We start from the raw sequence: 25,235 nt of genomic DNA on the forward strand, positions 1-25,235 counted from the left end.
CCGCCGCGTTGTCAGTGGGGTGCGGCAGACTCGGGGGCGTGCGGAAGATTCATGTCATCGGTATCGGCGCGGGCGACCCCGACCAGCTCACCCTGCAAGCGGTCAGGGCGCTGCGGAGCACCGACGTGTTCTTCGTCCTGGACAAGGGCGAGGCCAAGTCCGACCTGGTGCGGCTGCGCCGGGAGCTGCTCGACACACATGTGCCGGAAGGGACGTACCGCCTGGTCGAGGCGCGCGACCCGGACCGGGACCGGACGGCCGGGGGCGGCGCGTACGCCCCTGCCGTCGGGGACTGGCGCAGTGCCCGGGCCGAGATCTACGAGCGGCTGATCGCGGAGGAACTCGGCGCGGACGAGAGCGGGGCGTTCCTGGTGTGGGGCGATCCCTCGTTGTACGACAGCACGCTCGGGATCCTGGAGGAGATCCTCGGGCGGGGCGCGGTGGAGTTCGAGTACGACGTCGTGCCCGGCATCAGCAGCGTCTCCGCGCTCGTCGCTCGGCACCGCACCGGGCTCAACCGGGTCGCGCGTCCCGTGCAGATCACCACCGGGCGGCGGCTGGCCGAGGGTTTCCCGGCGGGTGTCGACGACGTGGTGGTGATGCTCGACGCGCATCAGGCCTTCCGGGAGTACGCCGGTGAGGACATCGACATCTACTGGGGTGCCTACATAGGCACCCCGGACGAGATCCTGGTCTCCGGGCCGATCGCCGAGGCCGGTCCCCGTATCGAGCAGCTGCGCGCGGAGGCCCGGGAGCGCAAGGGCTGGATCATGGACACGTATCTGCTGCGGCGGAATCCCGGGGGCCGCCGACCCGGGCAACCGTAGGCACCGCAGGTGGGCACCCGGGCGGACCGCACCCCTTGCACGGGTGTACCACCGGTGTGATCGTGACCTCGTGACAGTCGCCGAGGACACCGCGCCTCCCGGCGCCGCGCAGCCGCCCGTGCTGGACACCCGCCGACGCAACGTCGTCTTCGTCACGATCATGCTCGGCATGCTGCTGGCGGCCCTGGACCAGACGATCGTCGGCACGGCCCTGCCGACGATCGTGTCGGACCTGGGCGGTGCCGAGCACATGTCGTGGGTGGTGACGTCGTATCTGCTGGCGGAGACCGTGGCCACGGTGCTGGTCGGCAAGTTCGGCGACCTGTTCGGCCGCAAGGTGGTCTTCCAGGTCTCGGCGATCGTCTTCATCACCGGTTCGTTCCTGTGCGGGCTGTCCACGAACATGACGCTGCTGATCGTCTGGCGGGCCATGCAGGGCGTCGGCGCGGGCGGACTGATGGTCACGGCGATGGCCCTGATCGCGGACGTGATCCCGCTCCGGGAGCGCGGCAAGTACCAGGGCGCGATCGGCGCCGTGTTCGGGGTGGCGACGGTCATCGGCCCGTTGCTCGGCGGCCTGTTCACCGACCATCTGACCTGGCGCTGGGCGTTCTACGTCAACGTCCCGATCGCGATCGTCGTCGTGATCGCGGCGGCCCGCACCATCCCGGTGGTGAAGTCGGCGGTGCGGCCGGTCATCGACTATCTGGGCATCGCGTTCGTCGCGATCGGCGCCAGCTCGCTGATCCTGGCGACGAGTTGGGGCGGCAACGAGTACGCGTGGGGTTCCGGCGTCATCATCGCGCTGTTCGTCGGCGGCGCCGTCTCGCTCGGCCTGTTCTGCTGGGCCGAGTCCCGGGCGGCCGAACCGATGCTGCCGATGCGGCTGTTCGGCAACCCCGTCTTCACGGTCTGCTCGATCCTCAGCTTCATCGTCGGCTTCGCGATGCTGGGCGCGATGACCTACCTGCCGACCTTCCTCCAGTACGTGGACGGCGACTCGGCGACGGTCTCCGGCGTACGGACCCTCCCCATGGTCCTCGGGCTGCTGATCGCGTCCGTGTTCAGCGGCAACGTGGTCAGCAAGACCGGCCAGTACCGCCTTTTCCCGATCATCGGCTCGGCGGTGATGGGCGTGGGCCTGTATCTCCTCTCCCTGATGGACGCGTCGACGAACACCTGGCTGGCCTCGCTCTACATGTTCGTCCTCGGTACCGGTATCGGCCTGGGCATGCAGGTGCTGACGATCGCCGTGCAGAACACCGTCGAGTACGCCGACCTCGGCACCGCGACCTCCGGCGTCACCTTCTTCCGTACGCTGGGCAGTTCGTTCGGCACCGCCGTCTTCGGCACGCTGTACACCAACTCGCTGACCCCGAACCTCTCCGAGGGCATCGCGGAGGCCGCGCGCACGGGCACGGCGGACGCGGCCACCATCACCAAGGCGGCCACCAGCCCGGAGGGCCTGCACAACCTGCCCTCCGAGGCGGCCGAACCGATCATCGGCGCGTACGCCGAGACCATCCAGACCGTCTTCCTGTGGACCGTGCCGGTCGCGCTGGTCGGCTTCGTCGTGGCCCTGTTCCTCAAGCAGGTCCAGCTGCGCGACAGTGCGCGCATGGCGTCGACGGACATGGGCGACGGCTTCGCGACCCCGGCCTCGGCGGACTCGCGGCGCCTGCTGGAAGCCTCCGTCGGAAAGATCATCGGCAGTACGGATCTGGACACCGCGCGCCGGATCGTGAGCGACTCCGACACCCGGCTCGACACCGCGGGAGCCTGGGCGGTCATGCAGGTCGAGCTGTTCACCCGGATGGTCGGCCATGCGGGCCTGGGCCTGATCGCCGCCCGCCGCCATATGCCGCCCGAGGTGCTCCTGCCGGTCTTCGACCGCATGGTCGAGGAGGGCTATCTGACCCGCACGGGCACCTTCTTCTCGCACACGGAGGCGGGCGCCCGCGAGGCGCGGGTGATCGGCGAGGCGTGGGGCACCTGGCTGGCCGGCCGCGTGGAACAGGACCTGGGCCGCCCCCCGGGCGAGGACCTGCGCACCGCGGTGGACACGATCGCCAAACGCCTCCTGGTGGAGGACCTCAGCAGCAGCGTGTCCTAGGGGTCGTCAGCGCAGCAGCAGTTGCGCCCCGCCCACCACCGTCGCTGCGATCACCAGCTGCTCGAACAATCGCTGGTTGATTCGGTTCACAGCCCATTTGCCGAGAAACGCCCCGGGCACCACGAACGCCACGAGCGCGGCGTCAAGCAGCAGGGAGTGGCCGTCGATCAGGCCGAGGCCGGCGCTGAAGGGGACCTTCGAGACGTTCACGATCAGGAAGAAGAACGCCGACGTCCCCAGGAAGCCGAGCTTCCGGAAGCCGGCCGACAGGAGATACATCGACATGACCGGGCCGCCCGCGTTGGCGACCATCGTCGTGAAGCCGCCGAGGACACCGTACGAGCGGGCCTTGAGACGTCCGGCGGGTGTGCTCACCGCGTCCGGGGCGTCCTCCTCCGACTCTGCCTCCGCCTCCGCCCGCCGCCGACGCCACACCGTCACCCCGGCCATCAGCAGCAGGATCGCCCCGATCGAGGTCCGTACGACCTCGTCGTCCGCCCACACCAGGAACACCGTGCCGACGACCACACCCACCGCGACCGCCGGGAACAGTCGCCACAGCGTCGGCCAGTGGGCGTGTCTGCGGTAGGTCAGGACGGCGAGGACGTCCCCCGCGATCAGGATCGGCAGCAGCACGCCGGTGGACTCACGGGCGGGCAGGACGGCCGCGAAGATCGCCAGACTGACCGTGTTGGCCCCGCTGACGGCGGTCTTCGAGAAGCCGACGAGCAGCGCCGCGGCGGCCAGCGCGGCGAACTCCCAGTGTGTTATGTGCCAGAGCGTCATCGTGTTCATGCGGAGACCGATGCTATGCCCATCCAACTGACCCCCGTAAGCAGCGTCTCGCCAGGTGACCCCTGCCCCACACGGCCCCTACCCGAGTCCGACTACCGACGGTGGCCGACGCGTCACCGTGGACCGGCCGCCCCGCCCCTGGGAAGATCCATCCACACCGTTACGCGCGCACCTTTCCCGCACGCCCTTCCACGCACCCCGTCCACGACGCAGCCGGAGGAGCCATGGCCGAGTTCCGCGAGTACGTCCTCACCGGCACCAGAGGCACGATCGCCGTCCGCGAATGGTCCCGCCCCACCCGGAGCGATTCCGAACGCCCGTTCGACCAGCCCCGCTGTCTCGTCCTCCTCTCGCACGGGTACGCCGAGCACGTCGGCCGCTACGAGGAACTCGCCGGCGTCCTCGTGGCCCGCGGCGCGACCGTCCTCGGCCCCGATCACCAGGGACACGGCAGGTCGGCGGGCGAACGGGCGGTGATCCACGACTTCGAGGACGTCGTCACCGATCTGCACACCGTCGCCGACCGCGCCCGGGCCGCCCACCCGGACGTACCGGTCGTCCTGATCGGCCACTCCACCGGCGGTCTGATCGCGGCCCGCTTCGCACAGCGGTACGGCGGTGAACTCGCCGCGCTCGTGCTCTCCGCGCCCGTGCTCGGCAGCTGGGACCTCCCGGGGCGGCTGCTCGCCCTCGACGAGATCCCCGACCGGTCCATCAGCCCGGCCGCGCTCTCCCGCGACCCCGCGGTCCGGGCGGCGTACGCGGCGGACCCGCTGGTCTGGCACGGTCCGATGAAACGGCCGACGCTGGAGGCGTTCGTACGGACGCTGGGGACCGTGGCGAAGAGCGGTGACATCGGACCGCTGCCGCTGCTGTGGCTGCACGGCGACGACGACCGGCTCGTCCCGCTCGCCGGGAGCCGCGTCGGCGTCGAGGAGCTGCGCGGCACCGACTGGACCGAGCGGATCTTTCCGGGCGCCCGGCACGACATCTTCCTGGAGACGGACAGGGCGACGGCCTTCGACGAACTGACCGCCTTCATGGACCGGGTGATCGCGCCCCGGGCGGCCTGACCCCCCTCCCCTCCGGCCCCTGCGCACCCCCTTCTCACCCCTCCCCCGCCGCACGCGGCCGATTCCCTCACGTTTCCGCCCATGCGTCCTGGGAACCCGCGTCCCCATGGAGTGGTTGCGGCAAGCAGCCTGCGCGGGAGAGGACCCGGAACTGTTCTTCCCCGTGGGCACGGCAGGGCCGGCGCTGCGGGACATCGCCACCGCGAAACGCGTGTGCGCCCGCTGCCCGGTGGCCGCGCAGTGCCTGGAATGGGCCCTGCGCAGCGGCCAGACCTCGGGCATATGGGGCGGCACCTGCGAGGACGAACGTGCCGCACTGCTCCGTACCGCGAGAGAACGGGTCCGGTGACGGGAAACCGGGCCACCGCAGCACCCCGTATCACAAGGAGGAGCACCCCATGACTGTTGTGAAGAGCAGCCTGCCCGAGCCGGAGCGCCGGATCACCGGTGACGCCCTGCAAGGGACCCTGGTGGATCTGCTGGCGCTGTCGCTGATCGGGAAGCAGGCCCACTGGAACATCGTGGGGCCGAGGTTCCGTTCGATCCACCTGCAGCTCGACGAGGTCGTGACGGCGGCCCGCGGGTTCTCCGACACCGTCGCGGAGCGCGCGGCGGCGCTCGGTGTGCCGCCGGACGGCCGCCCCGACACCATCGCCTCGTCCCTCCCGTTCCAGGACCCGAAGGACGGCTGGTTGCAGGACACGGAGGTCGTGCAGCTCCTCGTCGACGCGCTGGGGACGGCGATCGGGCGCCTGCGCGAGCGTATCGACGCGACGGAGAAGGCCGATCCGGTGACCCAGGACCTGCTGATCGCCATCACGGCCGAACTGGAGAAGCAGAGGTGGATGTTCGAGGCGGAGAACGTGCAGCGCGCCAACTGACCTACTTCTCTTCGGACTTGTCCTTCTCTTCGGACTTGTCGGGCTTGCTCACCCCAACAGCCAGCCCCCGTCCACACTCAGGTCGATCGCGTTGACGGACCGGTTGCGCAGCAGGAAGTCCACGGCGTCCACCACGTCGGCCATCGTGGCGAGTTGGCCGGCGGGTGTGCGGGCGCGCAGGCCCGCCAGCACCTCCGCCGGTTTGTCCCGCCAGTACGGGCTGTCGCCGACCACCCCCGGGTGCACGGCGTTGACCCGGATCGGCGCGAGTTCGACCGCGAGGGTCCGGACGAGCCCGGTCACGCCGGCGTTGACGGTCGCCACCGTCGTCGCACCCGGGTAGGGCCGTTCCTTGGCCTGGCCGCCGAACAGCACGATGGCGCTGGCGTCACGGAGCCGCGGGCACAGGGTGTGCACGACCTCGGTGTAGCCGACGAGTTTGAGGGTGACGAGATGGAGGGCCGCGTCGATGTCGTACGCGGTGACCCGGTTCTCGTCGCGCGAGACGCCCGCGAGGACGAGATGATCGACCTGTCCCACGTCGGCGAGCGCGGCAGCGACGTCCCGGGGGTGCGAGAGGTCCAGGGCCAGGCCCCGGGCGCCGATCTCCTTGGCCACCGCATCGGCGCGATCGGCATCACGGCCGGTGAGGACGACCTCGTCGCCGCGTTCGACACGGGCGCGAGCGAACTCACGGCCGATTCCGGACGTACCGCCGACCACGACCACACTGCTCATGCCCGTTCCTCCCCGTCGCCCACGTTTCCCACGTTTCCCAGTACGTCCCTCAGGTGGTCCCAGTCCCGGGTGAACCGGTAGGAGTGGCGCGGCGGTGGCTGCGGGGCCTGTGTCTCCAGCCAACGGACGGGCCCGTCACCGGCGTTGGTGAAGCCGTGCACACAACCGGCGCCCGCCCAGGCCGTATCGCCGGGGCGGAGGCGGTGGCGTTCGCCGTCGAAGGTGGCGTCGACCACCCCTTCGAGGATCAAGTACGTCTCCTCGAAGGGGTGGTCGTGCGTTCCGGCGACGCCGTCGGGCGCGTACTGCACCATGAACATCGTCGAGGCGACCGCGCCCAGGTCGCTGTCGACCATCATCTTCACGGTGATCCCGCTGTAGACGAGCAGCGCGGTACGCATGCTCGCGGACACCGCGAGAAGATCCTGGGACTGCTTGCCGGGGTCCATCTGCCCGGGCTCGAAGTGGCCGAACGACCGGGTACGCGGGTCGCGTACGTCGATCCGGACGGGCTCGCGCTCCGGCAGCGCGGGCACGGCCCAGGTGTCGTACCCGTAGCGGGCGCGCGGCACAGGCGCGAGCATGTCGGCCCAACGCCCGCCCATCTCACCGGAGTTGGCGCTGCCCGTGCCACGCCAGGCATGCGGCACGCCTGTCGGGAGGAGCCCGTAGTCGCCCTCCTCCAGGAGGTACGAGCCCTCGGGCACATCGAGGATCACACTCCCGTCGAGCACGTGGAAGCTCTCCTCGTACGAGTGCACGTGCGCGCCCACCGCGCCGTCCGGCCGTATCTCGCACAGACCGAAGCCGGTGTGCACGCTCCCGTCCTCCTCGCCGATGACCGCGCGACGCCTGAACCCATCGCTGCCGTACGGGAGTTGCGGCGCGTCCGCCGCGTACCGCACCACGAAGTCCGTCATGCCTCGTTCCCCGACGCCCCCGACGCCCCCGACACCTTCGCTGCCTTCGCCGCCAGCAGCCGGTCGCGGGACTCCTCGACGAGCCGCCGGGCCCGTCCGGTGTCGGCGAGCAGCTTCCCGTCGCGCTTACGGACGATGCCGTCGACGACGACCGTCTCGACGTTGGACACATCGGCCGACAGGGTCACGGCAGCCACCGCGTCATGCACCGGCGCCATGTTCAGTGCCGTGGCGTCGAGTGCGACGACGTCGGCGCGTTTGCCGGGGGTCAGGGAGCCGGTGCGGTCTTCGAGGCCCGCGACATGGGCGCCGTTGACCGTGGCCAGCTCCAGCATTTGACGAGCCGTCAACATCGTTGCGGGGACGGGTATATCGGCCTGCCAGGACTCGGCGTTCACCCGGGCCCGTTCGGCGCCGAAGGCCGCGCGGATCTGGGTGAACATGTCGCCGGGCACGGTGGTGACGACGTCGATGCTGAGCGACGGCCGCAGTCCGTGCTCGATCGCCTTCATCACGGGCGGCCAGCCGTGCCCCATCTGGGTCTCGACCTGCGGCGCGATCGACACCGTACCCCCGCTGTCGGCGACCATCCGCCACTCGTCCTCGCTGAGGTAGCAGCAGTGGACGTAGGTGGTGTCGGCGCCCAGCAGACCCAGCTCCTGGAGCTGCTTCACCATGCCGAAGCGGCCCGCGAGCCGGCCCATGGCGACATGCACGGTGATCGGGATGTCCAGTTCGCGGGCGAGGGCCCATTCGGCGGTGACGACGTCGTTGGTGCAGAAGCCGGGGCCGCGCGTGGCCAGCGCCATCGTCAACAGGCCGCTGTCGGAGGCGAAGTGGCTGGAGCGGATGCGTCGTACGTCGTCGCCCGGTATCGCGATCTTGCTGTCGAACCAGTAGTCGGCGAGGGAGGTGTTGGCGCTGCCGTAGGCGTACTGGGCGCGGATTCCGGTCTCCGTGAGGGCCTTTACGGCGGCGTCCGGGTGCTCGGGCGTGTTGTTGATGTGGGACCAGTCGACGAGGGTGGTGATGCCTGCGTTGAGGCATTCCAGGGCGCCCGCGAGGTTGCCCGCGTACACGTCCTCGGGGGTGTAGAGAGGGGCGAAGGTGTCCAGGACGTCCACGAAGTAGTCGTCGAGGGTGGCGTCGGGGGCGCAGCCACGGATCGGCGCCTCCCAGGTGTGGCGGTGGGTGTCGACGAAGCCGGGGATCACGATGTGGCCCGTCATGTCCAGCACGTCGGCGTCCGCGCTGATCTCGCGCTGGACCGCGACGATCTTCCCGTCCTCGATCAGGACGTCGCCCTGGGGCAGTTCCCCGATGTCGGGGTCCATGGAGATCACATGGCCGGAGCGCAGAAGCAGACGATCTGTCATCGCCCTTCCTCTCATGGAGAGTTGGTACGGATCTCAGTAGGCGCTCTCAATAGGCCGCGAGGGCGCGGACGGCCGTCACGACCTTGTCCACGGTGGGGATGACCCGCTCCTCCAGCGCGTCGGCGAACGGCAGCGGGACGCACTCCCCCGCCACCCGCCGCACCGGCGCGTCGAGCAGTCCGAACCCCTCGTCAGCGACGACGGACGCGAGCGTCGCGCCCCATCCGCCCTGGTACGGGTTCTCCTCGACAATCGTAAGTCGCGAGGTCTTCCCCAGCGAGGCGAGAACGGTGCTGACGTCGAGCGGTACCAGGCAGCGCAGGTCGACGACCTCCGCGTCGACCCCCTCCGTGGCCAGCTGTTCGGCGGCGGTGAGCGCGACCGGGACCATCGAGGCGAGGGCCACGAGCGTGATGTCGGTGCCCTCGCGGACGACGGCCGCCTTCCCCAGTTCCACCACATGGTCCGGCGGCGCAGGCGCGCCCTTGCTCGCGAACAGCCCCTTGTGCTCGAAGAAGACCACGGGGTCGTCGCTGCGAATGGCGGACGCCATCATGCCGATGACGTCGGCAGGGGTCGACGGTGCCGCGATCTTCAGCCCGGGCACGGTGAACGCCCAGTTCTCGGTGGCCTGCGAGTGCTGCGCCCCGAAGCCGAGCCCACCGCCGTTCGCGGTGCGGACGACGAGCGGCACGGTCACCTGACCACCCGTCATATACCGGATTTTCGGTATCTCGTTGGCGAGGTAGTCCCAGCAACAGGCCAGGAAGTCGGAGAACATGATCTCGGCGACGGGTCGCATCCCGGTCATGGCAGCGCCCATCGCGGCGCCCACGATGGCCTGCTCGGAGATGGGCGTGTCCCACACCCGCTCGGGCCCGAACTCCTTGAACAGCCCGGCGGTCGTCTTGAACACCCCGCCGGCCTCCCCGATGTCCTCCCCGAGACACACGACCGCCGGATCACGCCGCATCTCCCGCGCGATGCCCTCGGCGACGGCTTCGCGGTAAGTGATCTGCCGTTGTGCAGCAGCTTCTTGAGCCTCCGTCAGGTCCGCCATGCCGCACCTCCGTCCGCCCATACGTCCGTCAGCGCCTCGGCCGGATCGGGTGCGGGCGCCGCCTTCGCGGCCTCGACTGCCGCCTGTACGACCGCACTTGCGCGCTCGTCGACAGCGGTGATCGTCCCGACCGGAACACCCAGCTCGGTGAGCCGACCCCGTGCGAGGTCCAACGGGTCGTGCTTGAGCCAGCGTTCGACTTCCTCGGCGGGTCGGTAGGTGGCCGGGTCGGCGCGGCTGTGCCCGTAGTGCCGGTAGGTCTCGGCCTCCAGGAGGGCGGGCCCGTCTCCCGCCCGGGCCCGCCGCGCCAGCCGGTCCACCGCCTCCCGCACCAGCACCACGTCGTTGCCGTCGACGACCTCGCCCGGAATGCCGTACGCCGGGGCCCGGTCGGCGGCCGGGCGGGGCACCGCCGTGACGTCCGCGATCGCCGTGTACTCCATGTACAGGTTGTTCTCGCAGACGAACAGCACGGGCAGTTTCCATACGGCGGCCAGGTTGAGCGCCTCGTGGAAGGCGCCGATGTTGGTCGCGCCGTCGCCGAAGAAGGCGACCGCGAGCTGGTCGGTGCCGCGCAGCCGGGCCGACCAGGCGGCGCCGACGGCCATGGGGAGATGGGCGCCGACGATGGCGTACGAGCCGAGCATGCCGACGGACGCCTTGGTGAGGTGCATTGAGCCGCCCTTGGCCCTGCAGAGCCCGGTGGCGCGACTCATCAGCTCGGCGAGGCACTCCTCGGGGGTGGCGCCGCGCGCGAGGGCGTGGTGGTGACCCCGGTAAGTGGCGAAGACGTAGTCGTCGTCGCGCAGGGCGGCGCTCGCGCCGACGGCGATGGCCTCGTGCCCTGCGGCGAGATGGGTGGTGCCCTTGACCAGCCCGGACAGGAAGAGGTCGTGGGCCGCCTTCTCCGTACGGCGGATGACGGCCATCTGCTCGTAGAGAGTGAGGAGTTCATCTGCGGTGACCATCAACCGCTCCCGTTCCTGCGGGTGTTGAGGTGGGACTGGGATTCGCGGCGCGTGTTGAGTTCGCCGCCGACCGTCCAGTACTTGCGGCCCGCCACCAGGAGTTCCTCGGCCGGGAACTTGGTGATGACCTCGCAGCCGTCGGCGGTGACGACGATCTCCTCCTCGATGCGTGCCGCCGTCCAGCCGTCGGAGGCCGGCCAGTAGGTCTCCAGGGCGAACACCATGCCCTCTTCGAGGACTTCGGGGTGGTCGAGGGAGACGAGACGGCTGAAGATGGGCTTCTCCCAGATGGACAGCCCGACCCCGTGGCCGTACTGGAGCGCGAAGGCGGCCGTCTCGTCGGGGAAGCCGAACTCCTCGGCGCGCGGCCAGACTTGGACAATGTCGGCGGTGGTCGCGCCCGGCCGGACCAGGGCGATGGCCTCGTCCATGTACTCCCGGCAGCGGACGTAGGCGTCGCGCTGGGCTCCGGAGGCGCTGCCGACGGCGAACGTGCGGTAGTAGCAGGTGCGGTAGCCGAGGTGGCTGTGCAGGATGTCGAAGAAGGCGGGGTCGCCGGGGCGGATCAGACGGTCGCTGTAGACGTGCGGATGCGGTGAACAGCGTTCCCCGGAGATGGCGTTGACGCCTTCGACGTACTCGCTCCCGAGGTCGTACAGGACCTTGCTGACGAGTCCGACGCACTCGTTCTCGCGGACGCCGGGACGCAGGTAGCCGTACAGCTCCTCGTAGGCCGCGTCGACCATCGCGCAGGCCTGGGCGAGCAGGGAGATCTCGTCCGGGGTCTTGGTGCGGCGGGCCTGGAGGAAGACCTGCTGGCCGTCGACGACGTCGATGCCCTCGGCGCGCAGGGCCATCAGGATCGGCATCTCGGCGAGGTCGACGCCGAGGGGTTCGTCTCCGAGGCCGTGGGCGCGCAATTCGGTGGCGATCTTGCGGGCCACGTCCTCGGCGATGCCCGCGTCCGGGTGGAAGGCGCCGCGCAGGGTGGAGATCCCGGCGCGGGCGCCGGTGGGCGGGCCGTCCTTGCCGTCGCTGTAGTCGAGCCAGGGGTTGTAGAGCTGGTGGTGGCGGGCGGCGGAGCCGAAGTCCCAGAGGACCGGTTCGCCGCCGCGCACCAGCAGCGCGAAGCGGATCAGCTTGTCCATGGCCCACGTACCGATGTGGGTGGACGTCATGTAGCGGATGTTGGCGAAGTCGAAGCTGAGGACCGCGCCCAGCTCGGATCGGTTCAGGGCCTGGTGGAGTCTGGCCAGCCGCTCCCTGCGCAGCCGGTCCAGGTCGACGCGCTGTTCCCAGTCGACGGCATTGGGTCCGAAAGTGCGGATCGCCATGGCGACCACCCCCACTTCGGAGTGAACGACTCGACGGCCCGAGTGTCAACTATTACTGAACAGTCTGTTCGATGTCAGGAACTGCCCTGGCTCAGGAACTGCTCTGGCTGAAGACGAACCACACCCCGACGGCCGGTTCCGCGCTGTCGTTGCGGTACCGGTGCGGGGTCGTCGACTCGAAGCACACGGCGTCGCCGGGACGCAGGGTGTGCTCGTCGAAACCGAGGGTGAGGACCAGCTCTCCCGAGGTCAGATAGCCGTACTCGGTGCCCGCGTGCCGCATCAGCCCGCCGCTGCTCGACGACGAGCCGCCGGGCCGGTAGGTCACCAGCAGGAAGTCGACATCCGTACCCGGGACATGTCCGAGCCGCTCCCACACCACCCCCGAGTCCAGCTCGATCGTCTCCCGCTCACCTGCTCCCACCAGCGGTCCGATCCTCCGGCCGGGGTCGGCGGCGAAGGCCGCGAGAGCGTGCACGACCGTGGCGCCGGCGACCACCGGGGACTCCCGCACGGCGTCCGCGGGCGTGTCGAAGAGGGACTCGACGGAGATCGCGAGGGTCGTGGTGATCGCGTACAGGGTGCTGACGGACGGCTGGCTCTTGCCGGTCTCGATCTGGGAGACGAGACTGGCGGAGACCCCGATCTCGCGCGCGAGCCCCCGCAGACTCATCCCCCGTTCGAGGCGCGCCTGCCGGATCCGCGCCCCTACGGGCGGCACGGCGGCGGATGACACGGGCGGCTCCTCTCACTGTCGGTGGTGTGCAGTGTTATTGAACAGCACGTCTCGGCCGTGCCACCGGAGAACTCCATCGCGTCACGCCTTCCCCGTGGGGAAGAGCGCCCGTACCTCCCACCCCTCCGTCTGTCCGGCCGGTGGCCCGGCGCGCAGGTCCCCGCCGAGGGCCGTGACGCGTTCCGTGAGGCCGACCAGGCCGAACCCGCCGCCGTGCGCGGCGGCCGGGAGTTGAGTGCCGCCCCGGCCGTCGTTGGTCACCCCGACCTCCAGTCGGCGGCCGTCGTGGCGGAGCCGGACGGTGATCTCGGTGGCGTCGGCCGCGTGCCGTCGTACGTTCGTCAGCGCTTCCTGCACCACCCGGAACGCGGCGGCCTGCACCTCGTGCGGGAGGTCGTCCGGCACGGCGGGGTCGCGGTCCAGGGTGACGTGCTGGACCGGGCTCGCGAAGCCGTCCGTCAGCTCCACGATGCCGGCCAGGTCGCCGACGGGTCTGCGGTCGGCGGCGTCCGGGCCGGTGTCGCGCAGCACGCCCACGGTCCGGCGCATCGAGGCCAGGGCCTCCGTGGCCGCGCGTTCTATGCCCGCGAGGACGGTGTCGAGATTCTCCGGCTCGGTGGTCGCCATCATGCGGGCCATCTGGGTCTGGACGAGGATGCCGGTGACGTGGTGGGCGACGAAGTCGTGCAGGTCGGCGGCGATCGCCACCCGCTCCGACCGCCGCGTCGCGTTGACCGTCATGATCCGCCGGTAGTCCAGCGCGCGCAGATACCCGGCCAGACCGGCGACGAGGCCGATCAGGACGAGCGCGGCCATCATGAAGCCCATCAGGCTGGACATGTCGTCCTGATAGAAGCGCGCGGGCGTGCCGAGCAGCGCGGCGCCGTTCAGGGCTCCGCAGATCATCGCCCAGGGCTGAGGGCAGTGGCGTACCGCGATGAACAGCAGACTGAGCAGAATCGCCGTCTCGCCCAGGCCGAACGGGGCCTGGGCGTGCAGCAGCAGCGACCCCGCCGTGAACAGCAGCGAGGCGACGGCCGGTAGACCCGTGCGCAACTGTGGGGTGAACCAGTCGGGCCGCCGCCCGGCCGGCCACAGCAGGGCCGCGAACCCGAGAACCAGGACGACCACGTGGGGCCAGACCGCGTAGCCGCTCTCGTTCGCGTTGAGCACGTCCACGATTCCGGCCATGACCAGGAGCGAGACGACGAAGGCCCGGGCGCAGTTACGGGGCGAATCCGATGTCATGCGGATCACCGTATGCGCGGACGACGCCGGCGGGATCGGCCGAATGGTCGAGGAGCGGTCCGTGAAGGATGGCCGGACGGCCGAGGCGCGCGTCCGGGCCCACGGGAGAGAGTGGAGCCACTTCCCGCCCGGCCCCACCTTCAGGAGTACGAGATGCAGCGCAAGGCCCTCATCAGCGTGATCGGCGGTGCGACCGCCGCGGTCGCCCTGGCCGGCGTCGGCACCCATCTGATCGCGGGTACGGAGTCGACGACCTCGTTGGACCGGTACACGACGGTGACGGTGGACGGTCACAAGGCGCTGTCGGCCGAGATCGTCGCGGGCCGCGCCCAGAGCAAGTTCCACCCGCTCCCCTGGGTCGGCACAAAGGTCTCCGGCGTCTCCTGCCCGACCGGCCTGAAGGCCGTGAGCGGCGCGAGCATCACGTGCACGGGCCGCACCGGCAAGGGCAACGACATCGACATACCGGTCAGGGTCGTGAAGGCGACGGCCACCTCCGTGACCTGGAAGTTCGAGCGCTGAGCAGCGACGAGAAAACCAAGGAGAACGAGCAGATCATGAGTACTGTCCTGGCCGGTCGCGGCCTCACCAAGAAGTACGGCTCCACCACCGCGCTGCACGGCGTCGATGTGGAGGTCGGCGTCCGTGAGTCGCTGGCGATCATGGGTCCGTCGGGGTCCGGGAAGTCGACCCTCCTGCACACCCTCGCCGGAGTCGTCCGACCGGACGACGGCGAGGTCCTGCTGCAGGGCGAGCGCATCGACAACCTGGGCGAGAACCGGCTGAGCGAGCTGCGCCGCAAGCGGTTCGGATTCGTGTTCCAGTTCGGCCAGTTGCTGCCCGAACTGCCCGCCGAGGAGAACGTCGCGCTGCCGCTGATGCTGGACGGCATGCCCCGCGGCCGGTCCGTCTCGCTGGCCCGCCGCTGGTTCGCCCCGCTCGGCCTCGACGGTCTGGAGAAGCGCCGCCCCGGTCAGCTGTCCGGCGGTCAGGCCCAGCGCGTCGCGATAGCCCGGGCCCTGGTGGTCCAGCCCGACGTGGTCTTCGCCGACGAGCCGACCGGCGCGCTGGACCAGGTCACCAGCGAGGAGGTCATCCGGCTGCTGACCTCGGTCACCCGCGAGCAGGGCGCCTCCCTGGTGATGGTCACCCACGACCCGGACGTCGCCGCCCACTGCGACCACGTCCTCCAGGTCCGCGACGGCCGCATCACGGGGCACCAGCAGTACACGGTGACGCCCTGAGCCGACGGGGCCGGCCACTGCGCCGCTCTGGCCTCGCGTGCCTGCAGGCCGCCTCTGCACACGAGCCACTGCGACGACGCCCCGCCTGACAAGCGGTCCCACCGCACCACCTTCCCGCTGCCACCGCGCCCCCGACACTTCTCTGCCAGCCACGGCCCGCCACTCCGCCTGCCGAGTGGTCCCCACGGCATCGCTGTCCCGCCGTCACCGCTCTCCCCACCGGCTTCCTCTGCCCCGGCCCGCCTCGCAAGCACTCCCCACCGCATCGCTGTCCCTGCACAGCACTCCCCTTTCCATGGGCCGCCGCCCACGCCCTCCGACCGCCTGCGGCCCCACCCTCAAGCACGCCCACACCCCCTGCCTCCGTCCGGCCCCCTTCCCCCCAGCCGTTCCCAGCCCACCGCGCCCGCACTCCCACACACCCGCCCCATCACGCCCGCCTCTCCTCCTCCCCCCGATCCCCCGGAGCCCCAATGTCCTCGCCCATCCCACAGTTGACGTGGTTTCTCGCGTGCCGCTCCGGCCGTCGCGGTCTGCACAGCCAGTTGCTGGCGGCCGGTGCCGCGGCCGTCGGTGCGCTGATTCTGCTGGTGTTGACGGCCGCCTATTTCGGCAGTGACACCCGCGCCCACGCCACGGCCTGGCGCACACCGGAGCCTGACCGGCACGGCACGGCCGTGCAGACCCTCGGCACGACGTACATAGGGGACCGGCCCGTCACCGTCGTGTCGCTGGCCCAGCTGCCGGGCCGCGAGGCAACTCCGGCGCCTCCGGGGCTGACCGGGTTCCCCAAACCGGGGCAGGTGTACGTCTCGCCCGCACTGGCCGACCTGCTGCACAAGACGCCGGCGAACCAACTCGCCGACCGTTTCCCGAAGGTGTCGTCGTACGGCGCCATCGGCGACGCCGGTCTCGGGGCGCCCCAGGAGCTGGTGGCCGTCGTGGGGCGGGCCGCGTCCGACCCGGCGGTCTCCACCGCGGCCGAACCGCTCGGCATGTTCGGCCAGTTCAGCCGGCAGACCGCACGCGCGGTGGTCTCCGGCTTCGACGGCGGCGAGGTCAGTGTGTTCACCTCGTCGGACAAGTCCACGGTGTCGATCGGGGTGGCGATCGTCGGCGTCCCCGTGATCGTGCTCGCCGCAGCCGCCGGACGGCTCGGCGCGGCCCGGCGCGAGCAACGGCTCGCCGCGCTGCGGCTGGCCGGGGCGACACCGCGCCAGATCCTCGCGATGACCGGCCTGGAGTCGGCGGTCGTCGGCGCGGCCGGGGCCCTCACGGGCGCGCTGGCCTACTGTCTGCTGCTGCCCGCGCTCGCGGAGATCCCGTTCGGCATCGGCACCTGGTACACCGGCCAGTTGTGGGTGGGTCTGCCCTGGCTGCTGGGGATTGTGGCGTTCGTGGCCGGACTCATCGCGGTGAGCGCCATGTTGACGCTCCGTCAGGTGGCGACCTCGCCGCTGGGCGTGGCCCAGCAGGCGAATCCGCGCCGTACCAACCTCATCCGCCTGATCCTCTTCGTGGCCGTCCTGCTCTACATCTACGTGACGACGGCGTCGGGCGGTGCCGACTCACGTCAGCAGCTCGCGATGCTGCTCATGTTCTACGGCGCCTTCTGGCTGCTCGGCCCCTGGGTCGTGGACCGGCTCGGCCGGATCACGGCCCGCTTCGCCCGCCGCCCGGCGACCCTGCTGGCGGCGCGCCGGCTCAGCGACGACCCGCGCGGCTCCTGGCGCACCGTCAGCGGCCTGGTCCTCGCCGGGTTCGTGGCCGGTTTCTTCACCGTGGGGAACGTGGGCATCGACGACTACCGTTTCCCCGGCCAGGTCGCCATAGCCACCACAAACACCGCCACGGCCCGCACCGCCGGCGCCGAGGCCCGTACGCTGCTCCACGCCGCCGGGGTGAAGGCGACCGTCACCGCGAGCGACGGCGACGCCGAGATACTGGGCAGCACCCCCGGAGTGGTGGTCCATGTCTCCGGCGGCGCAGCGCAGCTCGACACCGCGACCACCACCTTGTCGGACCTGGTTCCGGGCCAACTCCCGTACACCCAGGCCTACGTCAACGCCGAGACCGAGGCCTTCACCGGCCGGCTGGGCGAACTCGGCACCGCCGCCCTCGCGGTCAGCTTCCTCGTCGCGACCGCCTCCGCCGGACTGACCGCCGCCGCGAACGTCCTCGACCGGCGGCGCGTCTACGCCCTGCTTCGGCTGGCCGGTACCCCGTTGAAGCTCCTCGACCGGGCCAGGTTCCGCGAGACGGTCCTCCCGCTGGTCGTCCTCGCGGGCGGCACCACCACGGCCGGCGTCTACGCCGCCTTCCAGGTCAACAAGTTGTTCCACAGCACGATCAGCACCTCCGGCGCGACAACCCTGGCGGTGTGCGTGACCGTGGGCGCGCTGGCCATGTTCGCGGCGATCGGAGCGAGCAGACCACTGCTGCGCGCGGTCACGCAGGATCCGGCACAGACAGCGGACTGAGCAGGGACCGCCCTCTCCCCTTCCCGAACCCGAACACGCACCGCTCCTCCCCCTCCCACCCCTGAGGCATGATCGAGCCATGACCCCCGCACCGCCCAGCCCCCCGATCCGCGTCCTGATCGCCGACGACCAGGACATGGTCCGTACGGGCTTCCGTTTCTTCCTGGACGCCCAGCCCGACATCACCGTGGTCGCCGAGGCCGCCGACGGCGAGGAGGCCGTGGCACTGGCCCGCAGTGAGCGTCCGGACGTGTGCCTGCTGGACATCCGGATGCCCAGGCTCGACGGCCTGGAGGCGACCCGGCTGCTGGCCGGCCCCGGGGTCGCCGACCCGATGCGGGTCGTCGTGGTCACCACCTTCGACCTCGACGAATATGTGTACGGAGCACTGCGCGGCGGCGCCTGTGGGTTCCTGCTCAAGGACTCGGGGCCCACCCTCCTCGCGGAGGCGGTGCGGGCCGCGGCGGCCGGTGACTCCCTGGTGTCGCCGTCGGTCACGGTCCGGCTGCTCGAGCACATCACCGGATCGCAGACCGCCGAGTCCCGTCCGGCGACCCCGCCGCCGCCCCCGGTCTCCGCGGCGACGCTCAAGGAACCGCTCACCGACCGGGAACTCGACGTGGTCCGGCTGGTCGCCCTCGGCCACACCAACGCCGAGATCGCCTCCGCGTTGTTCGTCTCCCTCTCCACGGTCAAGACGCATCTGTCGAGCGTGCAGGCGAAGCTGGCCGCCCGGAACCGGGTGGAGATCGCGGCCTGGGCCTGGCAGCACGGGCACGCCCGCCCGGAGGCGTGAGGAGCCGCACCCTGGATGTGGCGCGTTCGACGTGGATCAGCTATGCAGAAACAGGACGAGTTGAAAGTACGATCAGCCAATGTCTGACATGATCGAAACCACGCCCGGCTGGCTGGCACCCGACGAGCTCGAACAGGCTCGCGCGAAGATGCCGATCCTGTACGTCGAAGCCGTACCGGTGCGCGTCGACGACAACGGCGAAGTCTCCAGCATCGGCCTGCTCCTGCGCATCAGCTCGGACGGCACGGTCAGCCGCGCTCTGGTGTCGGGCCGTGTCCTGCACCACGAGCGTGTGCGCGACGCCCTCCTGCGCAACCTGGAGAAGGACCTCGGCCCGGTGGCCCTGCCCCGGGTCCCGGCCTCCCCTCAGCCCTTCACCGTCGCGGAGTACTTCCCGACGCTGGGGGTCACCCCGTTCCACGACCCGCGCCAGCACGCGGTGTCCCTCGCCTACATCGTCCCGGTGGCCGGCGACTGCCGCCCCCGCCAGGACGCCCTCGACCTGGTCTGGTTCAGCCCGGAGGAAGCCTCCTCCCCCGTGGTCCAGAACGAGATGCCGGGCGGCCAGGGAGTTCTCCTCAAGCAGGCCCTGGCCCATGTCGGCCGCCTGGCCTGAGCAGGGCGGACAAACAGAACCCAGGAATTACCAAGGTTCTCACAGTATTTCCATGGCAATTGAATTCTGAGATTTCGACTAACACTGCACGGGGCCGTGTTAAGTTTTCTTTCATCGGGCGGCGGGAAAGCCCGGGGCGAGAGCCCCGAACCCCTGTCCGTCCACGCGGAATCATCCCGTGCAGTACTGGAAACTCAGAAGGAGTCAGTATGAGCTTCAGGATTATTGCCCCGCTCACCCCGCAGCGGAACGCGAACACGAACCCGAACGCCAACCAGTTCCCGCAGCCCCCGCAGGACGCACAGCAGGCGCGCCGTCGGCGCCCGCGACCCGGCGAGCCCGTGCCGCCCCGGGCCGGCAACTGACGTAAGCCCTGCTCACACGGGAGGGCCGGTGGTGTTCCACCGGCCCTCCCGGCGTTTCCGCTCCGCTCCGCGGCACTGTGCACGGACTGTGGATCTCCCCGGAAACACCTGGCGATCGAGCAAAGTCCCGGAAACCGCGGGAGCTTGCTCCGTAAAGTCATGCAGCACAGGAGAATCATGCGTGCGACCAAAACCAGGGGCAATTCAGGGACCGGCCATCCGCGCAGCGTCCCGCCGGGTATTGAATTGTCCGAATACGGGTTCCCGATCAATTTAGAAAAGAATGCGGGGAACGAGCCGGACGAAATCTACGACGACCCGGACGACAGCTACGACGCATACGAATCGTCCGCCACCCCCACCGTCCCCGCCCGTACCGCCTTTCGTCGTTTCTGGCCGCTGACGAAAGGGCTGCGGCGCTGGCTCGTGGCCGTCTGGCTGTGCACCGTGCTCGGCGCGCTCGCCGAGACGTCCGCCATCCTGCTCTTCGGCGATCTCACCGACAACGCGCTGCAGAACGGCTCGCTGGACGCCTTCTGGACGCCTGCGGCCCAGTGGCTGGGCATCGCCGTGGTGGGCGCGGCCATCGGGTACGCGGGCGGTTCCCTCTCCGTGTGGGTGTCGGAGCGGTTCGTGATGCGGCTGCGCGAACGAGTCTTCGACCATGTGCAGAAGCTGCCCCCGCACTTCTTCCAGCGCCACCGCCAGGGCGATCTGCTCTCCCGGCTGACCGGTGACATCGAGGCCATCGAGCAGATGGCCGTCTCCGGCCTCATCGGCACCGCGTCCGCGCTGTTCAGCGCCGTCTTCTACGCGGCTGCCGCCTTCTGGCTGCAGTGGGACCTCGCTGCGGTGACCTTCGCCCTCGCCCCGCTGTTCTGGCTCGCCGCACGGAGGTTCTCCGCCGGCGTCAAGTCCGTCGCCCGGGACGGCCGGGTAGCCGACGGCGCGGTGACGTCCGTGGTGGAGGAGTCCCTCGGCAACCTCGTCCTCACCCAGGCGTACGGCCGCGAGGACGCCGAGCGGCGCAAGCTGAAGCAGGAGGCGACGGCGTGGTTCCGGGCCTCCGTGCGCTCGGCCCGCCTGAACCAGGCGTACGGGCAGCTCGTGCAGGTCATCGAGACGATCTGTGTGCTGGCCGTGATCGGCATCGGCGTGTGGGAGATCTCCGAGGGGCAGATGACGCTCGGTCAACTGCTCGCGTTCGCCGCCCTCCTCAGCTACCTGTACCCGCCGATCCGCAGCCTCGCCCAGCTGGGTCTCGTCGTCACCGCCGCCACGGCCGGCGCCGAACGGCTCATCGAGGTACTGGACGCCCGGCCCGCGGTCAGCGATCCGACCGGCCCCGAGCGCGCCGGGACCGGGCGACCCGACGGCAGCGTCGAGGTACGGGACGTCTCCTTCCGCTATCCAGGAGCCGACGCCACGGCACTCGACTCACTGTCCTTCACCGTGCGCCCCGGCGAACTGGTGATCGTCACCGGGCCGAGCGGCGCCGGCAAGTCCACCCTCTCCAAGCTCCTGCTGCGCTTCTACGACCCCGACTCCGGCGCCGTCCTCCTGGACGGCACCCCGCTCAGGGACTTCCCCCTGGACCGGCTGCGCGAGTACATCGCCCTGCTGCCCCAGGAGACCCTGGTCCTGCACGACACGGTCCGCGCCAACATCGCCTGCGGCCGGCCCGGCGCCAGCGACCACGCCATCGAGGAGGCGGCCCGTACGGCCGACGCGCACGACTTCATCACCGCGCTCCCCGACGGGTACGACACCCGGGTCGACCCCAACTCGGCGCGGCTGTCCGGCGGCCAGCTGCAGCGCCTCGCCATCGCCCGGGCCGTCCTCCGCGACGCACCGGTCCTCGTCCTCGACGAGCCGACCACCGGCCTGGACGCGATCGCCTCCCGCCGCATCGTCGAACCGCTGCGCCGTCTGATGGCGGGCCGCACCACGATCGTGATCACGCACGACCTGGACCTGGCCCCCGACGCCGACCGCATCCTCGTCATCGACCGGGGCCGCATCACCGAGTCCGGCCGCCACGACGAACTCCTCGCCCTGGGCGGCACCTACGCCCACCTGCACAGCTCCCGGACAGAGACGTCGACGGGACCGGCCGAGCCGTTCCCGCCGATGTTCACGCCTCCCCCGTACGCCGTGTTCACCGGCCCCGAGGGCTACTACTACGGCGGACAGGCGTCCTGAGACCCTTGAGACCCGACGGCGGCCTCAGCCGATCTCGACGAGCAGATCGCCGCCCTCCACCTGCTGGATCCTGTTGATGGCCAGCCGCGTCACCTTCCCGGCCTTCGAGGCGGTGACCGCGGCTTCCATCTTCATCGCCTCGATGGTGGCCACCGTGGCACCGGCCGCCACCTCGTCCCCCTCGGCGACAGCGAGGGTCACGACCCCGGCGAAGGGCGCGGCGACATGTCCGGGGTTGGCCCGGTCGGCCTTCTCCGTCGCCGGGATGTCGGAGGCCACCGAGGTGTCGCGCACCTGGATCGGCCGCAGCTGGCCGTTCAGGGTCGACATCACCGTACGCATACCGCGTTCGTCGGCCTCGCCCACGGCCTCCAGCTCGATGAGCAGCCGTACGCCCGGTTCGAGGTCGACGGCGTACTCCTTCCCGGGGCGCAGCCCGTAGAAGAAGTCCTTGCTGTCCAGGACGCTGGTGTCGCCGTACGTCTGACGGTGTGTCTCGTACTCGCGGGTCGGCCCGGGGAACAGCAGCCGGTTGAGTGTCGCCCGCCGCTCCTTCACCAGCCCCTCGCGGTCGTCCGCCGTCAGCTCCTCGACGGGCTTGGGCGCGGCCCGGCCCTCCAGCGCCTTGGTGCGGAACGGCTCCGGCCAGCCGCCGGGCGGGTTGCCCAGCTCGCCGCGCAGGAAGCCGATGACGGAGTCGGGGATGTCGAACCTGTTCGGCGTCGCCTCGAAGTCCTTCGGCGAGACGTCGGCGCCCACCAGGTGGAGCGCGAGGTCACCGACCACCTTCGACGAAGGGGTGACCTTCACGAGCCGGCCGAGGATGCGGTCGGCGGCAGCGTACATCGCCTCGATCGCCTCGAAGCGGTCGCCGAGGCCCAGGGCGACCGCCTGGGTGCGCAGGTTGGAGAGCTGCCCGCCGGGGATCTCGTGGTGGTAGACCCGCCCGGTCGGCGCGGCCAGGCCCGCCTCGAACGGGGCGTAGATCTTGCGGACGCTCTCCCAGTACGGCTCCAGGTCGCCCACGGCGGCGAGGCTCAGCCCGGTCGACCGCTCGGAGTAGTCGGTCGCGGCGACGATGCCCGACAGCGAGGGCTGCGAGGTGGTGCCCGCCATCGACGCCACCGCCCCGTCGACCGCGTCGACGCCCGCCTGGATCGCGGCGAGGTAGGTCGCCAGCTGACCGCCCGCCGTGTCGTGGGTGTGCAGATGCACCGGCAGATCGAACTCGCGGCGCAGCGCCGATACGAGGGTCGCGGCGGCCGGAGCCCTCAGCAGCCCCGCCATGTCCTTGACTGCCAGGACGTGCGCGCCCGCCTCGACGATCTGCTCGGCCAGCCGGAGGTAGTAGTCGAGGGTGTAGAGCCGCTCGGACGGATCGGACAGGTCGGAGGTGTAGCAGAGGGCGACCTCGGCGATGGCCGTGCCCGTCTCCCGTACGGCGTCGATGGCGGGCCGCATCTGCCCTACGTCGTTCAGCGCGTCGAAGATCCGGAAGATGTCGATGCCGGTGGCCGCGGCCTCCTGCACGAAGGCGTCGGTCACCTCGGTCGGGTACGGGGTGTAACCCACGGTGTTCCGGCCGCGCAGCAGCATCTGGAGGCAGATGTTGGGCACGGCCTCGCGGAGTGCGGCCAGGCGTTCCCAGGGGTCCTCGGCGAGGAAGCGGAGCGCGACGTCGTAGGTGGCGCCGCCCCAGCACTCCAGGGAGAGCAGCTCGGGCAGGGTCCGCGCCACGACCGGGGCGACGGCAAGCATGTCCCTGGTCCGGACCCGGGTGGCGAGCAGCGACTGGTGGGCGTCGCGGAACGTGGTGTCGGTGACGCCGATGGCCGGTGAGTCGCGCAGCCAGCGGGCGAAGCCCTCGGGGCCGAGTTCGACGAGCCGCTGCCGGGAGCCGGCGGGCGGTTCCGCGTTCGGCAGGGCCGGGATCTTGGTGACCGGGTCGCTCAGCTCGGGCCGTTCACCGTGCGGCTTGTTCACGGTGACGTCGGCGAGGTAGGTGAGCAGCTTCGTACCGCGGTCGGCGGAGTGACGTGCCGTGAGCAGGTGCGGGCGCTTCTCGATGAACGACGTCGTGACCCGGCCGCCCCGGAAGTCCGGGTCGTCGAGCACGGCCTGGAGGAACGGGATGTTGGTGGCCACGCCACGGATGCGGAACTCGGCCACGGCACGCCGGGCCCTGCTGATCGCGGTCCCGAAGTCACGGCCCCGGCAGGTGAGTTTGACCAGCATCGAGTCGAAGTGCGCGCTGATCTCCGTACCGGCGTGGGTGGTGCCGCCGTCCAGCCGGATGCCGGAGCCGCCGGGCGAGCGGTAGGCGCTGATCCGGCCGGTGTCCGGGCGGAAGCCGTTGGCCGGGTCCTCGGTGGTGATACGGCACTGGAGTGCGGCCCCGTGCAGGGTGACCGTCTCCTGGGAGAGGCCCAGGTCGGCCAGCGTCTCGCCGGAGGCGATGCGCAGCTGGGACTGGACGAGGTCGACGTCGGTGACCTCCTCGGTGACCGTGTGTTCGACCTGGATGCGCGGGTTCATCTCGATGAAGTGGTAGTTGCCCTCGCGGTCGAGGAGGAACTCCACGGTGCCGGCGTTGCGGTAGCCGATCTCCCGGGCGAACCGTACGGCGTCGGCGCAGATCCGGTCGCGCAGTTCCGGGTCGAGGTTCGGCGCGGGGGCCAGCTCGATCACCTTCTGGTGACGGCGCTGGACCGAACAGTCGCGTTCGAACAGGTGGATGACATTGCCCTCCCCGTCCGCGAGGATCTGCACCTCGATGTGGCGGGGTTCGACGACGGCCTTCTCCAGGAAGACCGTGGAGTCGCCGAACGCGGAGGCCGCCTCGCGCGCCGCGGCCTCGATGGACTCGCGCAGCTGGGCGGGTTCCTCGACCCGCCGCATACCGCGCCCGCCACCGCCGGCGACGGCCTTGACGAAGACCGGGAAGCCGATGTCCTCGGCGGCGCGGACGAGTTCGTCCACGTCGGAGGAGGGTTCCGAGGAGCCGAGTACCGGTACGCCGGCCGCGCGGGCGGCGGCCACCGCACGGGCCTTGTTGCCGGTCAGCTCCAGTGTGTCCGCGCTCGGCCCGACGAAGGTGATGCCGGCCTCCTCGCAGGCCCGCGCCAGGTCGGGGTTCTCCGACAGGAACCCGTAGCCCGGGTAGACGGCGTCCGCTCCCGCCTGCCGCGCGGCGCGGACGATCTCCTCCACGGAGAGGTACGCCCGCACCGGGTGTCCCGGCCGGCCGATCTCGTACGCCTCGTCGGCCTTCAACCGGTGCAGTGAATTGCGGTCCTCGTGCGGGAAGACGGCCACGGTCCGCGCGCCCAGCTCATAGCCGGCTCGGAACGCGCGAATCGCGATCTCACCACGGTTGGCGACCAGCACCTTGCGGAACATCATGGATCCCTTCAGCCTGCCGGTGACGCGCCCCATGGTGTCGGCCCGGCCCGACTTGCGCCAT

General features: G+C 70.5%; 22 protein-coding genes. 12 read left to right on the top strand and 10 right to left on the bottom strand.

All coding sequences use genetic code 11. The features are described from left to right. The first annotated feature begins 38 nt into the window (after nt 1–38). Both cobF and ACWDR4_RS12110 read left to right on the top strand, forming a co-directional pair. Nucleotides 39–827 carry a precorrin-6A synthase (deacetylating) gene (gene cobF, locus ACWDR4_RS12105; RefSeq protein WP_450407170.1) on the top strand — a complete coding sequence of 263 codons (789 nt, stop codon included), beginning with the start codon at nt 39–41 and terminating at the stop codon, nt 825–827. A gap of 70 nt (nt 828–897) precedes the next feature. After that, nucleotides 898–2,940 (top strand): MDR family MFS transporter, encoded by a 2,043-nt coding sequence (locus ACWDR4_RS12110; protein ID WP_450407173.1) that lies wholly within the window; start codon nt 898–900, stop codon nt 2,938–2,940. 6 nt (nt 2,941–2,946) lie between these two features. On the opposite strand, the gene ACWDR4_RS12115 is transcribed toward ACWDR4_RS12110, so the two are convergent. After that, on the bottom strand, nt 2,947–3,735 hold the full coding sequence (locus ACWDR4_RS12115; RefSeq protein ID WP_450407175.1) for a sulfite exporter TauE/SafE family protein: 789 nt from the start codon (nt 3,733–3,735) through the stop codon (nt 2,947–2,949). Nucleotides 3,736–3,959: 224 nt separating this feature from the next. On the opposite strand from ACWDR4_RS12115, the gene ACWDR4_RS12120 reads away from it, so the two are divergent. From ACWDR4_RS12120 to ACWDR4_RS12130, 3 genes are all read left to right on the top strand, one after another. Continuing rightward, nucleotides 3,960–4,808 carry an alpha/beta hydrolase gene (locus tag ACWDR4_RS12120; RefSeq protein ID WP_450407178.1) on the top strand — a complete coding sequence of 283 codons (849 nt, stop codon included), beginning with the start codon at nt 3,960–3,962 and terminating at the stop codon, nt 4,806–4,808. Between the two features lie 106 nt (nt 4,809–4,914). Then, nucleotides 4,915–5,157: a WhiB family transcriptional regulator gene (locus tag ACWDR4_RS12125; protein ID WP_450407181.1), complete on the top strand. Its 243-nt coding sequence runs from the start codon at nt 4,915–4,917 to the stop codon at nt 5,155–5,157. 49 nt (nt 5,158–5,206) lie between these two features. Continuing rightward, entirely contained in the window at nt 5,207–5,689 is a 483-nt protein-coding gene (locus ACWDR4_RS12130; RefSeq protein WP_450407183.1) for a Dps family protein, read from the top strand. Between the two features lie 48 nt (nt 5,690–5,737). Here ACWDR4_RS12130 and ACWDR4_RS12135 read toward each other — a convergent pair whose 3' ends face one another. The 8 genes from ACWDR4_RS12135 to ACWDR4_RS12170 form a co-directional block, all read right to left on the bottom strand. Beyond that, nucleotides 5,738–6,427: an SDR family NAD(P)-dependent oxidoreductase gene (locus ACWDR4_RS12135; protein WP_450407186.1), complete on the bottom strand. Its 690-nt coding sequence runs from the start codon at nt 6,425–6,427 to the stop codon at nt 5,738–5,740. Further along, complete coding sequence (locus ACWDR4_RS12140) at nt 6,424–7,347, bottom strand: cupin domain-containing protein (RefSeq protein WP_450407188.1); 924 nt, start codon at nt 7,345–7,347, stop codon at nt 6,424–6,426. Before ACWDR4_RS12140 ends, ACWDR4_RS12135 begins: the two co-directional genes overlap by 4 nt. Continuing rightward, the gene (locus tag ACWDR4_RS12145) at nt 7,344–8,723 is read right to left on the bottom strand and encodes an amidohydrolase family protein (RefSeq protein ID WP_450407191.1); all 1,380 of its coding nucleotides are present in this window, start codon (nt 8,721–8,723) and stop codon (nt 7,344–7,346) included. Before ACWDR4_RS12145 ends, ACWDR4_RS12140 begins: the two co-directional genes overlap by 4 nt. 46 nt (nt 8,724–8,769) lie before the next feature. Further along, complete coding sequence (locus ACWDR4_RS12150) at nt 8,770–9,783, bottom strand: alpha-ketoacid dehydrogenase subunit beta (RefSeq protein WP_450407193.1); 1,014 nt, start codon at nt 9,781–9,783, stop codon at nt 8,770–8,772. Next, nucleotides 9,771–10,751 (bottom strand): thiamine pyrophosphate-dependent dehydrogenase E1 component subunit alpha, encoded by a 981-nt coding sequence (locus tag ACWDR4_RS12155; RefSeq protein ID WP_450407195.1) that lies wholly within the window; start codon nt 10,749–10,751, stop codon nt 9,771–9,773. Before ACWDR4_RS12155 ends, ACWDR4_RS12150 begins: the two co-directional genes overlap by 13 nt. Further along, nucleotides 10,751–12,085: a M24 family metallopeptidase gene (locus ACWDR4_RS12160; RefSeq protein ID WP_450407198.1), complete on the bottom strand. Its 1,335-nt coding sequence runs from the start codon at nt 12,083–12,085 to the stop codon at nt 10,751–10,753. The genes ACWDR4_RS12155 and ACWDR4_RS12160 overlap by 1 nt, the downstream gene beginning before the upstream one ends. Before the next feature lie 91 nt (nt 12,086–12,176). After that, nucleotides 12,177–12,821: a helix-turn-helix domain-containing protein gene (locus ACWDR4_RS12165; RefSeq protein WP_450407200.1), complete on the bottom strand. Its 645-nt coding sequence runs from the start codon at nt 12,819–12,821 to the stop codon at nt 12,177–12,179. Between the two features lie 81 nt (nt 12,822–12,902). Continuing rightward, on the bottom strand, nt 12,903–14,069 hold the full coding sequence (locus ACWDR4_RS12170) for a histidine kinase (protein WP_450407203.1): 1,167 nt from the start codon (nt 14,067–14,069) through the stop codon (nt 12,903–12,905). A gap of 153 nt (nt 14,070–14,222) precedes the next feature. Here ACWDR4_RS12170 and ACWDR4_RS12175 point away from each other — a divergent pair, with 153 nt between their 5' ends. The 7 genes from ACWDR4_RS12175 to ACWDR4_RS12205 all read left to right on the top strand — a co-directional run bounded on the left by ACWDR4_RS12175 (nt 14,223) and on the right by ACWDR4_RS12205 (nt 21,772). Continuing rightward, on the top strand, nt 14,223–14,591 hold the full coding sequence (locus ACWDR4_RS12175; RefSeq protein ID WP_450407205.1) for a DUF4333 domain-containing protein: 369 nt from the start codon (nt 14,223–14,225) through the stop codon (nt 14,589–14,591). Between the two features lie 35 nt (nt 14,592–14,626). Further along, complete coding sequence (locus ACWDR4_RS12180) at nt 14,627–15,313, top strand: ABC transporter ATP-binding protein (protein ID WP_450407207.1); 687 nt, start codon at nt 14,627–14,629, stop codon at nt 15,311–15,313. Between the two features lie 473 nt (nt 15,314–15,786). Further along, entirely contained in the window at nt 15,787–17,793 is a 2,007-nt protein-coding gene (locus ACWDR4_RS12185; protein ID WP_450407209.1) for an FtsX-like permease family protein, read from the top strand. Between the two features lie 79 nt (nt 17,794–17,872). Next, the gene (locus tag ACWDR4_RS12190; RefSeq protein ID WP_450407212.1) at nt 17,873–18,589 is read left to right on the top strand and encodes a response regulator; all 717 of its coding nucleotides are present in this window, start codon (nt 17,873–17,875) and stop codon (nt 18,587–18,589) included. Nucleotides 18,590–18,677: 88 nt separating this feature from the next. Next, on the top strand, nt 18,678–19,205 hold the full coding sequence (locus tag ACWDR4_RS12195) for an NUDIX hydrolase family protein (protein WP_450407415.1): 528 nt from the start codon (nt 18,678–18,680) through the stop codon (nt 19,203–19,205). A 209-nt stretch (nt 19,206–19,414) separates the two neighbouring features. Next, entirely contained in the window at nt 19,415–19,570 is a 156-nt protein-coding gene (locus tag ACWDR4_RS12200; RefSeq protein WP_389350693.1) for a hypothetical protein, read from the top strand. A gap of 306 nt (nt 19,571–19,876) precedes the next feature. Continuing rightward, nucleotides 19,877–21,772 carry an ABC transporter ATP-binding protein gene (locus ACWDR4_RS12205; RefSeq protein WP_450407418.1) on the top strand — a complete coding sequence of 632 codons (1,896 nt, stop codon included), beginning with the start codon at nt 19,877–19,879 and terminating at the stop codon, nt 21,770–21,772. A gap of 24 nt (nt 21,773–21,796) precedes the next feature. Here ACWDR4_RS12205 and ACWDR4_RS12210 read toward each other — a convergent pair whose 3' ends face one another. Next, complete coding sequence (locus ACWDR4_RS12210) at nt 21,797–25,171, bottom strand: pyruvate carboxylase (protein ID WP_450407421.1); 3,375 nt, start codon at nt 25,169–25,171, stop codon at nt 21,797–21,799. Nucleotides 25,172–25,235 lie beyond the last annotated feature (64 nt).

The sequence above is a fragment of the Streptomyces sp. NPDC000878 genome (assembly GCF_053599695.1).